The sequence below is a fragment of the Streptomyces lydicus genome (assembly GCF_000717345.1).
In the GTDB taxonomy this organism is placed as follows: domain Bacteria; phylum Actinomycetota; class Actinomycetes; order Streptomycetales; family Streptomycetaceae; genus Streptomyces; species Streptomyces lydicus.
In genome coordinates, this window is sequence record NZ_JNZA01000005.1 from 156651 (window position 1) to 168919 (window position 12269).

The 12269-nt window shown below is 71.7% G+C and carries 12 protein-coding genes; 5 read left to right on the forward strand and 7 right to left on the reverse strand.

The features are described 5' to 3' along the window. Positions 1-3: 3 nt before the first annotated feature. Positions 4-957 (reverse strand): hydrogen peroxide-inducible genes activator, encoded by a 954-nt coding sequence (locus OO62_RS06065; protein WP_077193370.1) that lies wholly within the window; start codon positions 955-957, stop codon positions 4-6. A 140-nt stretch (positions 958-1097) separates the two neighbouring features. Here OO62_RS06065 and OO62_RS06070 point away from each other — a divergent pair, with 140 nt between their 5' ends. Further along, entirely contained in the window at positions 1098-1652 is a 555-nt protein-coding gene (locus OO62_RS06070) for a peroxiredoxin (RefSeq protein ID WP_033266177.1), read from the forward strand. Positions 1653-1657: 5 nt separating this feature from the next. Further along, complete coding sequence (locus tag OO62_RS06075; RefSeq protein ID WP_033266178.1) at positions 1658-2191, forward strand: alkyl hydroperoxide reductase; 534 nt, start codon at positions 1658-1660, stop codon at positions 2189-2191. A 107-nt stretch (positions 2192-2298) separates the two neighbouring features. Here OO62_RS06075 and OO62_RS06080 read toward each other — a convergent pair whose 3' ends face one another. The 4 genes from OO62_RS06080 to OO62_RS06095 form a co-directional block, all read right to left on the reverse strand. Next, on the reverse strand, positions 2299-3855 hold the full coding sequence (locus OO62_RS06080) for an AI-2E family transporter (RefSeq protein WP_033266179.1): 1557 nt from the start codon (positions 3853-3855) through the stop codon (positions 2299-2301). A 126-nt stretch (positions 3856-3981) separates the two neighbouring features. Next, positions 3982-4680: an aggregation-promoting factor C-terminal-like domain-containing protein gene (locus OO62_RS06085; RefSeq protein WP_033266180.1), complete on the reverse strand. Its 699-nt coding sequence runs from the start codon at positions 4678-4680 to the stop codon at positions 3982-3984. A gap of 424 nt (positions 4681-5104) precedes the next feature. Beyond that, positions 5105-6439: an RNA 5'-3' helicase PhoH2 gene (gene phoH2, locus OO62_RS06090; RefSeq protein ID WP_033266181.1), complete on the reverse strand. Its 1335-nt coding sequence runs from the start codon at positions 6437-6439 to the stop codon at positions 5105-5107. Positions 6440-6925: 486 nt separating this feature from the next. Beyond that, positions 6926-7705, reverse strand: coding sequence for an isoprenyl transferase (locus OO62_RS06095; RefSeq protein WP_033266182.1), 780 nt, complete (start codon positions 7703-7705; stop codon positions 6926-6928). 140 nt (positions 7706-7845) lie between these two features. Here OO62_RS06095 and mgrA point away from each other — a divergent pair, with 140 nt between their 5' ends. Further along, positions 7846-8877, forward strand: a complete 1032-nt coding sequence (gene mgrA, locus OO62_RS06100; protein ID WP_033266183.1) for an L-glyceraldehyde 3-phosphate reductase — start codon at positions 7846-7848, stop codon at positions 8875-8877. A gap of 250 nt (positions 8878-9127) precedes the next feature. On the opposite strand, the gene OO62_RS06105 is transcribed toward mgrA, so the two are convergent. Next, on the reverse strand, positions 9128-9862 hold the full coding sequence (locus OO62_RS06105; protein WP_106974814.1) for a prepilin peptidase: 735 nt from the start codon (positions 9860-9862) through the stop codon (positions 9128-9130). A gap of 75 nt (positions 9863-9937) precedes the next feature. Between OO62_RS06105 and OO62_RS06110 the strand changes: the two genes are divergently transcribed. Then, entirely contained in the window at positions 9938-10348 is a 411-nt protein-coding gene (locus OO62_RS06110) for a DUF192 domain-containing protein (RefSeq protein WP_033266184.1), read from the forward strand. Between the two features lie 19 nt (positions 10349-10367). Here the strand turns inward: OO62_RS06110 and OO62_RS06115 are convergent, their stop codons facing one another. Continuing rightward, a complete protein-coding gene (locus tag OO62_RS06115; RefSeq protein ID WP_078617034.1) occupies positions 10368-10814 on the reverse strand; it encodes an ArsR/SmtB family transcription factor in 447 nt (148 codons plus the stop codon). Positions 10815-10942: 128 nt separating this feature from the next. Here OO62_RS06115 and OO62_RS06120 point away from each other — a divergent pair, with 128 nt between their 5' ends. Then, a complete protein-coding gene (locus tag OO62_RS06120) occupies positions 10943-12229 on the forward strand; it encodes an MFS transporter (protein ID WP_051732790.1) in 1287 nt (428 codons plus the stop codon). The last annotated feature ends 40 nt before the right edge of the window (positions 12230-12269 follow it).

Below are 12269 nucleotides of genomic sequence, written 5' to 3' on the forward strand. Positions count from 1 at the left end.
CCCTCACCCCGTCGCCATCCGCACCGGCAGCCCCCGCAGCGCCCCGCGCAACGCCTCCGCGAACGCCTCGAATTCGTTCTGCCGGGCGGCGCCCGTACGCATGGCGAGGGCGATGCGCCGGGAGGGCGCCGGGTCGGCGAAGTAGCCGGTGGTGAGCTGGTCGTTGCGGGCCGTTTCGACGCGGAGGGCCGTACGGGGCAGCAGGGTCACGCCCATGCCGCCGGCCACCAGCTGCACCAGCGTGGACAGGCCGGCCGCACTCGTGGTCACGGGGGTGTTCTCGTCCCGGCCGGCCTCGCGGCAGATGTCCAGGGCCTGGTCGCGCAGGCAGTGCCCCTCGTCGAGCAGCAGCAGGTCGAGTTCCTGGAGGGCCTGGCGGGGGATGTCGCCGCGGCCGCCGAGCCAGTGGTCCTTGGGGGCGACCAGGACGAAGTCCTCGTCGAAGAGGGGGAGTTCGGTGACCTGGGGGACGCCGAGGGGGACGGCGAGGAGCAGCAGGTCGAGCCGGCCGTGGGCCAGGCCGTCCAGGAGCGAGGCGGTCTGCTCCTCGTGGACCTGGAGGTCCAGGTCGGGGTAGGTGTCATGGACCAGCCGCAGCACCGTCGGCAGGAGATACGGCGCGACGGTGGGGATCACCCCGAGGCGCAGCACGCCCGTGAAGGGTGCGCGGGCCGCCTCCGCCTCCTCCATCAGGTCGCCGACGGCCTCCAGGACCGTACGGGCCCGGGCCGCCACCCGCTCCCCCGCCGGAGAGAGCAGCACCTTGCGCGTCGTACGCTCCAGGAGCTGCACCCCGAGCGTTTCCTCCAGCGCGGAGACCGCCCCGGACAGCGCGGGCTGGCTCATGCCGATCTCGGCTGCCGCCTCGCGGAAGTGCAGATGCTCGGCCACCGCGGCGAACGCGCGCAGCTGGGCAAGGCTGGGCTGGCGGGGCCGTCCGCCCACCGGTGAAGCCACTGATAACCACCTCCGATCAACATCAACCAGTCTAGCTATTTCCCTGATCAATAGCTCGTGTGCCACTGTGTGACTCGTCCAAGCCTCATAGAACGACTGAAAGACCCCACAAGGGACTTTCTGTGCTACAAGGAGAGCGTGTGCTCACTGTCGGTGACAAGTTCCCCGAGTTCGACCTGACTGCCTGTGTCTCGCTGGAGAAGGGCAAGGAGTTCGAGCAGATCAACCACAAGACCTACGAGGGCAAGTGGAAGATCGTCTTCGCGTGGCCCAAGGACTTCACCTTCGTGTGCCCGACCGAGATCGCGGCCTTCGGCAAGCTGAACGAAGAGTTCGCCGACCGTGACGCCCAGATCCTCGGCTTCTCCGGCGACTCCGAGTTCGTGCACCACGCCTGGCGCAAGGACCACCCGGACCTGACCGACCTGCCCTTCCCGATGCTCGCCGACTCGAAGCACGAGCTCATGCGCGACCTGGGCATCGAGGGCGAGGACGGCTTCGCGCAGCGCGCCGTCTTCATCGTCGACCAGAACAACGAGATCCAGTTCACGATGGTGACCGCCGGCTCCGTCGGCCGTAACCCCAAGGAGGTCCTCCGGGTCCTCGACGCTCTCCAGACGGACGAGCTGTGCCCCTGCAACTGGAGCAAGGGCGAGGACACCCTGGACCCGGTCAGCCTGCTGGCAGGTGAGTGACACCCATGGCTCTCGATGACCTCAAGTCCGCGGTTCCGGACTACGCCAAGGACCTGAAGCTGAACCTCGGTTCGGTGATCGGCAACAGCGACCTGCCCGCTCAGCAGCTGTGGGGCACGGTGCTCGCCTGCGCGATCGCCTCGCGCTCGCCGAAGGTGCTGCGCGAGCTGGAGCCCGAGGCGAAGGCGAACCTCTCCGCCGAGGCGTACACCGCTGCCAAGTCCGCGGCCGCCGTCATGGCGATGAACAACGTCTTCTACCGGACCCGGCACCTGCTGTCGGACCCCGAGTACGGCAACCTGCGCGCCGGGCTGCGGATGAACGTCATCGGCAACCCGGGCGTCGACAAGGTCGACTTCGAGCTGTGGTCGCTGGCCGTCTCGGCCATCAACGGCTGCGGCATGTGCCTGGACTCGCACGAGCAGGTGCTGCGCAAGGCCGGCGTGGAGCGCGAGACGATCCAGGAGGCCGTCAAGATCGCGGCCGTCCTGCAGGCCGTCGGCGCCACGCTGGACGCCGAGGCCGCGCTCGCCGAGTAATCCGGCACCCGCGCGGCGCCTCGCGCCACGTATCGACGAAACCCCCGCAGACCGTGCGTCTGCGGGGGTTTCGCGTGCGCCGTCATGTGCGGCCCGGCAGGCGCCCGTTACCCGGGCGGCTCCTGGGACGTGCGTGCCGACGGGGGCAGGGTCGGTGCCACCCCGATCGCGGTGGCGCCCCGGGGCGCCACCGACATCCGCAGCGCCTGCTCCCTGGAGTACGAGCGCAGATAGCCGACGGCCGTATTGAGGACCGCCACCAGCGGGACCGCGACGACCGCACCGCCGATGCCGGCGATCAGACCGCCCGCGGCGACGGAGAGGATCACCGCCAGCGGGTGCACCCGGACCGCCCGGCCCAGGATGAACGGCTGGAGGACGTGGCCCTCGATCTGCTGCACGGCCAGCACCACCGCCAGCACCATCAGCGCCGTGAACACGCCCTGGGTCACCAGCGCGACCACGCAGGCCAGCGCGCCCGAGACCACCGCGCCCACCAGCGGGATGAAGGCGAACAGGAAGATGAAGACCGCGAGCGGGACGGCCAGCGGCACATTGAGGAAGTACAGCCCGATGCCGATGAAGATGGCGTCGATGAGCGCCACGAGGACCGTGCCGCGCACATAGGCGGTCAGCGTCCGCCAGGCCCGCGGCCCGGCGCCCGCCACGCCCTCGCGGGCCGCGCCCGGGACGAGCCTGAGCAGCCACTCCCAGATCCGCCGCCCGTCGTAGAGCAGGAAGAGCGTGGTGAACATCGCCAGCAGGATGCCGGTGAACACCTCCAGGACGACGGTGACGCCCTCCAGACCGGCCGAGGTGATCGCCTCGGTGTTGGCGCCGATCGCGTCCTGGAGGTTCTTGGCGATGCTGTTGATCTGACTCTCGGTCACATGGAACGGACTCTTCAGCAGCCAGCCCTTGAGCTCGCTGATGCCCTCCTGGATGCGGCTGGAGACCGAGTCGATGTTGTCCTGGACCTGCCATACGACGAACCAGCCGACCAGACCCATGATCACGAAGCCGCCGATGAAGGTCAGCGCGGTGGCCGGCCCGCGCGGCAGCCCGCGCCGGCGCAGCCAGCCCACCGTCGGCTGCAGCAGCGCGGTGATCAGCATCGCCGCGATGAACGACAGCACGACCAGCTGGATCGTGGTGATGACCCGCGCCAGCACCCACAGCGTGGCGGCCAGCACCAGCAGCCGCCAGCCCGCCTCGGCGGCGACCCGCATGCCCCACGGCACCGCGTCGACCGGATCGGGACGGGCCGCGACGGCCGGTGCGTAGGAGGGCGGGGCGGGAACGGACTCCGGCGTGCGCGCGGCATCGGCGTCCGGTGCCCCGGCCGCCTCCGTCGCCGGCGCCGGCTCTGTTGCGGTGTCCGTCCGCGGAGTCCGCTGCGGCGCACGGGGCTCGGCGACCGTGCCCACCACACCGTGGACGACGGCCCCCTCGGGCCTTTTCACGCCACCGGCCGGGTGCCCGTCAGCGTGCTCGGCACGCCTCAGCTCCTCCGGGTCGCCGGCCTCCCCCAGGGAGTCCGACAGGCTCCCTCCAGGGGAGACCTCCACCGCGGCCTCCGCACGGCGGCGCTGTTCCTCCAGCCGCTGCGAGAGACGCGTCAGACCGGCGCCGAGGCCGCCGACCCACTGAGGCAATCTGGACATGTCCCTTTCCTCTTCCCCTCCCACGCACCACACCTGATGGCACGACGTTACCTGTGCCGGACACGCGAAACCCCCGACGCGGGTGCGTTCGGGGGTTTCGGACGTGCGGTGGTGCGGCCGGCGGGCCTAGTACCAGCTGTTGGCCTGCCAGAACGACCAGGCGCCGCAGGGGCTGCCGTAACGGTCGTTCATGTAGTTGAGGCCCCACTTGATCTGGGTCGCCGGGTTGGTCTGCCAGTCGGAGCCGGCCGAGGACATCTTGGAGCCGGGCAGCGCCTGGACGAGCCCGTAGGCGCCCGAGGAGGCGTTGGTGGCCCGGTAGTTCCAGCCGGACTCGTGGTCCACGATGTTGCTGAAGCACTGGAACTGGTCGCCGGCCATCATCTGGCGGGCGATCGCCTGTGTCTCGGCGACGGAGTACGAGCTCTTGCCCAGGAGGTCGCCCAGGTCGGCGCGCGAGGAGGAGCGGGTTGCGGCCTGCTCCTTCTTCTTGCGCGCGTCGGCGTCCTTCTTGGCCTTGGCCTCGTCCGCGGCGTCCTTCTTGCTCTGCGCGGTCTCCGCTGCTGCCTTGCGGGCGGCTTCCTGTGCGGACTTGAGGGCTGCCGCATCCGCCTGGGTGGACTGGTCGTCCGCCTGCTGCGTCAGGGAAGCCGTCTGCACCTGGGCCTGTGCGCCCGCGGGGATGTCTGCGATCGTCGCATCGGCGGCGGTGGCCTCGGCGCTGACCGAAGCGGGCTGCCCTGCGGCGACGCCGACCACGGCGCCGACGGTGGTGACCGCGGTGGCGGATGCCACGGCGAATCCCCGGACCGAGATCCGGCTCACACGTTTTCCTTCCAGCATCGCCCGCTTAGGTGACCTCGCGGACGCAATCGTGCCCCTGGCGCTGACCTCCCCTTGTTCCGGGCCCTGTTGAGCAGGCGGGACCGGCTGGTCACGGGAGGCACTGGCCCGGTACGTCCCCCTCGGGGTCCGCGTGGTGCTCGGGCGGCATACGGCGATTCGCTATGAAGTTCAGTTGTTGTCCCCACCGCTGGGGGTGGTGGTGCTGCCGTATGCGGGGCCTGACAGGACCCAGACTCTGCCCGAACGGCACGCCGGGAAGCAATTCCCTGCTGGGTGTGAAAGCTCACACCTCGTTTACGCCCAATGATTTTCGGATACTCGCACGCAGCGGAACGCCGCCCGGCTAAGCTCCTTCGCTTTGCCGGACGGCGCGTCCTACAACAGGTCAGATCCGGACAACCGGTCAGATCCGGCCGTCCTCCAGCATTTCGGTCACCAGTGCCGCAATGGGTGAACGCTCCGAGCGGTTCAGGGTGACGTGCGCGAACAGCGGATGCCCCTTCAGCTTCTCGACGACCGCGACCACCCCGTCGTACCGCCCGACCCGGAGGTTGTCGCGCTGGGCGACGTCATGGGTCAGCACGACCCGGGAGTTGGCCCCGATACGGGACAGAACCGTCAAAAGGACGTTCCGCTCCAGGGACTGGGCCTCGTCCACGATGACGAACGCGTCGTGCAGCGACCGCCCTCGGATGTGCGTCAGGGGCAGCACCTCCAGCATGCCGCGGCCGACCACCTCCTCGATGACGTCCTTGGTGGTCACCGCGGACAGCGTGTCGAAGACGGCCTGCGCCCAGGGGCTCATCTTCTCGGCCTCGCTGCCCGGCAGATAGCCCAGCTCCTGCCCGCCGACGGCGTACAGCGGCCGGAAGACCATCACCTTGCGGTGCTGCCGGCGTTCGAGTACGGCCTCCAGGCCCGCGCACAGCGCCAGCGCCGACTTGCCCGTACCGGCCCGCCCGCCCATCGAGACGATGCCGACGTCCGGGTCGAGCAGCAGGTCCAGCGCGATCCGCTGTTCGGCGCTGCGGCCGTGGATCCCGAACGCCTCCCGGTCGCCCCGCACCAGCCGGACCGCGCCCTCGGCGGTGACCCGGCCGAGCGCCTTGCCGCGCTCGGACTGGAGGACGAGTCCGGTGTGCACCGGGAGTTCGGCGGCCCCCGGCAGGTGCACCGTTTCGGCCGCGAACAGGTCGTCCACCTGGTCGGCGGGGACCGTCAGCTCGGCCATCCCCGTCCAGCCGGAGTCGGTGATCGCCAGCTCGGCGCGGTACTCCTCGGCCAGCAGCCCGACCGAGGACGCCTTGATGCGCATCGGCAGGTCCTTGGAGACGACCGTGACGTCGTACCCCTCGGCCTGGAGGTTGCGCGCCACGGCGAGGATCCGCGAGTCGTTGTCGCCGAGCCGGTGACCGTTGAGGAAGGCCGCGGGCAGGATGCCGGGGTCGGAGTGGTTCAGTTCGACCCGGAGCGACCCGCCCAGCTCTCCGATGGGGATGGGCGCGTCCAGCCGCCCGAACTGCACCCGGTACTCGTCCAGCAGGCGCAGCGCCTGGCGGGCGAAGTAGCCGAGCTCGGGATGGTGCCTCTTGGCCTCCAGCTCCGTGACCACCACGACCGGCAGCACGACCTCGTGCTCGTCGAAGCGGGCCATGGCGCCTGGATCCGCCAGCAGGACGCTGGTGTCGAGGACATAAGTGCGCCGGTCGTTGGCACGGCGCTGCTTGCTGTTCACCACGGGTGGACGAACCCCCTCGGATGAGGTTGGGGTGCGACGGCGTCGCGGGGCGGTGTGCTCCCCCGGGGCGAGGCCCCGGGGACCCCCGGCCATCTACTGACCGGACCGGGCTCAGGCCACAGTGCGTGGGCCGAGCGCCGGCCCCTCGCGTCGCCCGTGCGGTACGCACGGATCTCCGTGATGTGCAAAGGGCCTCCCGGGCGGACGGCCCCATGCCGTCCGCTGAGATGCGGCGCCCGATGGCTTGTTCCGGACGCCGACCTGGAAGGGATATTCCCTCGAACCCCCGCCGCCATGCCACGGCATATGACGCACGGTCGATGAACCTTTGGTAACGCGTGATCGCCGGGCGGCGCGCGCCGGGGCCGGCCGGGCCCCGGGCCGAGAAGGCGTCAGAAAGGCCCCGGTCACGGGGGCGTGGGGCCGGCCGCCCCCGGAAGCCGTGTGCGCCGGGGGCCTGGCGCGAACCGCACGCCGGTGGGGGGCCTAGAAGCCGTAGCGGCGGTGCCGGGCGGCGTAGTCGCGCAGCGCGCGCAGGAAGTCGACCTTCCGGAAGGCCGGCCAGAAGACCTCGCAGAAGTAGTACTCCGAATGGGCGCTCTGCCACAGCATGAAGCCGGAGAGCCGCTGCTCACCGCTGGTGCGGATCACCAGGTCCGGGTCCGGCTGGCCGCGGGTGTAGAGGTGCTCCGAGATCAGGTCGATGTCGACGATCTCGGCCAGTTCCTCGAAGGACGTGCCGCGCTCGGCGTGGTCCAGCAGCAGCGAACGCACCGCGTCGGCGATCTCCTGGCGGCCGCCGTAGCCCACGGCCACGTTCACCAGGATGCCGCTGTTGTCGTGGGTGGCCTGCTCGGACTCCTTGAGCACCCGCTGGGTGGCTTCCGGGAGCAGGTCACGGTTGCCGACGTGGTGCACCCGCCAGCGGCCGTCGGCGGCCAGGTCCCGCACGGTGTTCTCGATGATGCCCAGCAGCGGCTTCAGCTCGCCCTCGGGCCGGTCGAGGTTGTCCGTCGACAGCATCCACAGCGTGACGACCTCGACGTCGGTCTCCTCGCACCAGCCCAGCAGTTCGCTGATCTTGGCCGCACCCGCCTGGTGGCCCTGTTCGGCCGTCCGCCCGTCGGCCCGCGCCCAGCGCCGGTTGCCGTCCAGGATGACGCCGATGTGCTTGGGCACCTGGGTGTGATCCAGGCGGCCCTCCACCCGACGCGCGTACAGCCGGTAAACCAGATTGCGCAGTGCAGGCGGATACGGGATGCGCATCCCGGAAGATCGCAGCATGTATGGTCCAGCCCCTCCGTGCCAATGGCGGTCGCCCCGTCGCCTCAAGTGGGCAACTTTACTTCTCGGCCGTCGCGACAGCCCAATCAGGTAGGTCACAAGTACGTGATAGGGAGATGAGCATGACTGGCACCGACTACCGCGCCGCGGATTCCCGCTACGACTCGATGAAGTACCGGCGAACGGGTCGCAGCGGACTCAAACTCCCCGCTATCTCCCTTGGACTCTGGCACAACTTCGGGGATGACCGCACCCTGAGCTCCCAGCGGGCCATCCTGCGCCGCGCCTTCGACCTGGGCGTCACCCACTTCGATCTGGCCAACAACTACGGCCCGCCGCCCGGCTCGGCCGAGCTGAACTTCGGAAAGATCTTCGCGCAGGACTTCCGGGGCTACCGCGACGAGATCATTCTCTCCACGAAGGCCGGATATCTGATGCACCCCGGGCCCTACGGCGAATGGGGTTCGCGGAAATATCTCCTCTCGTCGTTGGATGCGTCACTGAAGCGGATGGGTGTCGATTACGTCGATATCTTCTACTCGCACCGCTTCGACCCGGAGACTCCGCTCGAGGAGACGATGGGTGCCCTGGCCTCCGCCGTCCAGCAGGGCAAGGCCCTCTACGTCGGCATCTCGTCGTACAACGCCGAGCAGACCCGGCAGGCGGCCGGCATCCTGCGCGGCATGGGCGTACCGGCCCTGATCCACCAGCCCTCGTACTCGATGATCAACCGCTGGACCGAGGACGATCAGCTGCTGGACACCCTCGAGGACGAGGGGATGGGCTGCATCTCCTTCGCCCCGCTGGCCCAGGGCATGCTCACGGACAAGTACCTCAAGGGCATCCCCGAGGGCTCCCGCGCCGCCCAGGGCAAGTCGCTGGACCCGAAGCTGCTGTCCGAGGAGGTGGTCCGCCGGCTGCGTGGGCTGAACGAGATCGCCGCCCGCCGCGAGCAGTCCCTGGCCCAGCTCGCGCTCGGCTGGGTGCTGCGCGACGAGCGCATGACCTCCGCCCTCATCGGCGCCAGCAGCGTCGCCCAGTTGGAGGCCAACATCGCCGCGCTGGACGCGCCGGCGATCACGGACGCGGAACTGGCCGAGATCGACGAGTTCGCGAGGACCACGGACGGCGTGAACATCTGGGCCCGGCGGTGACGACCGCTGCCGCCCCGGTCGCCCGGCCCCTGCCGTAGCGGAGAGCCGGGGCCGGCCCCGGGGAGACCCGCGGCCGGCCCCGGGCAAGAAAAAGCGGGCCGGTCCGTGGGGGGGATACGGACCGGCCCGAGGGGGGGTTTCCACCATAACCCCGCGGAAGGCGTGGTGCGCGCACCGGCGCGCGCCGCGGCGTGGCGCGGGCGGCCCGGAGCGTACGGGGTCGCCCGGAACGGCCCCGCGCGCCACCGGCTCAGGGCGCCGCGGCGGCCCCCAGGAGCAGACCGCAGAAGGCCCCGCTGATCATGAAGGGCCCCAGGGGCATGGGGGTTTTCCGGCCTCCGCGCCGGACGAGCACCAGCCCCGCCCCGTAGAGCGCGCCGAGCAGCACCCCCGCCGCTCCCCCGGTGACCAGCGTGCGCCAGCCGTACCACCCAAGGGCGACCCCCAGGCCGGCGGCCAGCTTGACGTCGCCCAGGCCGAGCCCCGACCGGTTGATCACGTACAGCAGGAAGTAGAAGCCCGCGAGGAGCAGGCCGGCCAGCAGGGCCCGGCGCCAGGCCGCGGTCTCGCCGGTGAGCAGCGCGACGAGGCCCAGCATCCCCGCCCCGGTCGCCGCGAGCGACAGCGTCAGCGCGTCCGGGAGCCGCCGGACCCGCCAGTCGACGGTCACCATCAGCAGCGCGAGCGGCGCCATCACCAGCCAGGCGACGAGTTCCGGCCGCGGGCCGGTGGCCGCCGCGAGGGCGGCGCAGACCAGCGCGGTCGCGGTCGCGGCGGGCAGCGCGGCGGGCCCGTAGGCCCCGCAGTGCGGACAGCGCCCCGGGCCGAGCCAGCCCCGTGCCGCACCCGTGAGCGGATGCCCGCCGGGGCACCGGGCGCGCCACTCCTCCTCCGGCTCGACGGCCATCCGGTAGGCGGGCCGCGGCAGGAGCAGCCCGACGGCGGCCCCGTAGGCGGCGGCGAGAACCATCAGCGTCACTGGCACCCGTCGACCCTAGAGCGTGCCGGCGGGCCGGGGTGGGCGGACCGGGGAGGTGCCGAAGCTGATAGAAACGCCGGCATGGCGCGGTGGGAGAACGGCCCGGGGATGCTGCACGGTGCGGACTGCGCCGTTCCGGTGGAGATCGCGGCGTCCTACCGCGCGCGTACCCGTGGTCTGCTGGGCCGCGACGGCATCGCGGGGGCGCTGCTGCTGACCCCGGCGAGCGGGGTGCACACCTTCCGGATGCGGTTCGCGATCGATGTGGCCTATCTGGGGCGGGACTTCACCGTGCTGGGCGTACGGACGATGCGGCCGGGCCGGCTGGGGCTCCCCCGGCTCCGCGCCCGGCACGTCCTGGAGGCGGAGGCCGGCGCGATGGCGCGGTGGGGCCTGCGCCGCGGGCTGCGGCTGCGTCTCGAAGTGGCCGGACCGGACGGCGCGCCCCTGCCTCCGGAGGCACCCCCTACGGACGCACCTCCTACGGGCTGACGCCCCGTCGCCCGGCCGCTCACTCCCGCCAGTCGGCGACCAGACCCAGCAGGCCGGGGAACCGCGTCTCCAGGTCGGCCACCCGGACATGGCTGCGCCGCTCCAGGCCGTACTGGCGCTGACGGATCAGACCGGCTTCGCGCAGCGCCCTGAAGTGGTGGGTGAGCGAGGACTTGGGGCGGTCGAGGCCGAACCAGCCGCAGGTGTGGTCGAACGCCTCGGACTCCAGCAGCAGCGTGCGCACGATGCGCATCCGGAGCGGGTCGCTCAGCGCGCCCATGACGACGTCCAGCCGCAGCGCGTCGCGGTCCGGCTCCGGCAGCGGATCGGGAGCGCCGGGCGGCACGGGCCGCTGCAGCGCGGCGAGGTCGAGCCGCAACGGGCGCCCGCCGCCTGCCCTTTCGGCTCCGCCCGCCTTCTCGGCTCCGCCCGTCTTCCCGGTTCCCTTCGCCGTGGTGGACGACATCCGGGTGCTCCTCCCTCTCGGCCACGCGCTCCGTTGTACGACTTGCATCGTACTGCCATTGCCTGTACGAATCTTCTCGTACAGCTTGTACGAAGTAACTCGTACAGGCCGGAGGAGGAGGGGACCCGATGACCGAAACCCGAACGCCAGCCGTGCCCGCACCCCGCACGGCACCCGCGACCCGGCCCGTGCCGGTGGCACCCACGGCGCCGCCGCCACCCGTCCGCGAGATCTGGTTCGCCGCCTGGCCGGTGGTCGCGCTCTTCATCCTGTCGAATGCGGCGATGCCGCTGTACGGCGTCTGGCAGCACCAACTGGGCTTCGGTTCCGGCACTTTGACGCTCGTCTACGCCGCGTATGTGGTCGGGCTGCTCGGCACGCTGCTGGTGGCGGGCGTCGCCTCGGACCGGCTGGGCCGCAAGCCGGTCCTGGTGCCGGCGCTGCTGCTGGGCATCGTCGCCTGCCTCGTCTACGCCACCGCGCCCTCGGTGGCCGCGCTGGCCGCGGCCCGCCTGCTGACCGGGATCGCCACCGGCGCCGCGGTGTCGGCCGGCATGGCCGCGGTGACCGATCTCGCGGCCGGACGGACCCTCGGCCCGCTGCTGGCTTCCACGGGGATGGTGCTGGGCGCCGGGATCGGCCCCGTACTGGCCGGGGTGCTCTCGGAGACCGCGCCCGCGCCGACCGTCACCGTCTTCGGCGTCGAAGCGGTCCTGCTGGCAACGGCGTTGGCGGTGGTGGCGCGGATGCCGCTGCCGCGCAGCCGGCCGGGGCGCGACGCCCGTGCCGCCTCCCCTGCGACCGCCGGCTCCTCCGGTTCCTGGGTGCGACTGCCGGCCGTCCCCCGGGCCAACCGCCGCCATCTCGCACTGGGGCTGGCCGGGTTCGCCCCGGGCATCAGCGCCACCGCGTTCGTCCTCTCGCTGGGACCGTCCCTGCTGACCGGGCTGCTCGGTACGGCGAACCGCGCGCTGGCGGGCGGCATGGCGCTGGCGATGTTCCTGTCCGCGACCGGCGTGCAGTTCGCGCTGCGCCGGCCGGCGGTCCGCACCGTCCTGCTCGTCTCCGGCGCCGCCACCGTCTCCGCCACCCTGGCCCTGGTCACCGCGATCCACACCGGCGCCCTGGCACCGCTGCTCGCCTCGGTGGTCCTGGCCGGCGCGGGCCAGGGCGCGGGGCAGCTCGGCGGGCTGACGCTGCTGAGCCGCGAGGTCCCGGCCCATCGCCGCGCGGAGGCCAACGCGGCCCTGAACGCGGGCGGTTACCTCCTCGCCGGCGCCCTCCCCGTCGCCGACGGCTACCTCAGTGACGCCCTCGGCCTGCCGACGGCCGCCACCCTCTTCGGACTCGCCGTCGCGGCCCTCGCGGCGGCGGGGGCGGCACTGGTGACCCTGCGGGGCAGGGACGCGCGGTAGCCGAACGACGCCCCGGGTGCCGGGCGCGTCGCCGCCGCGG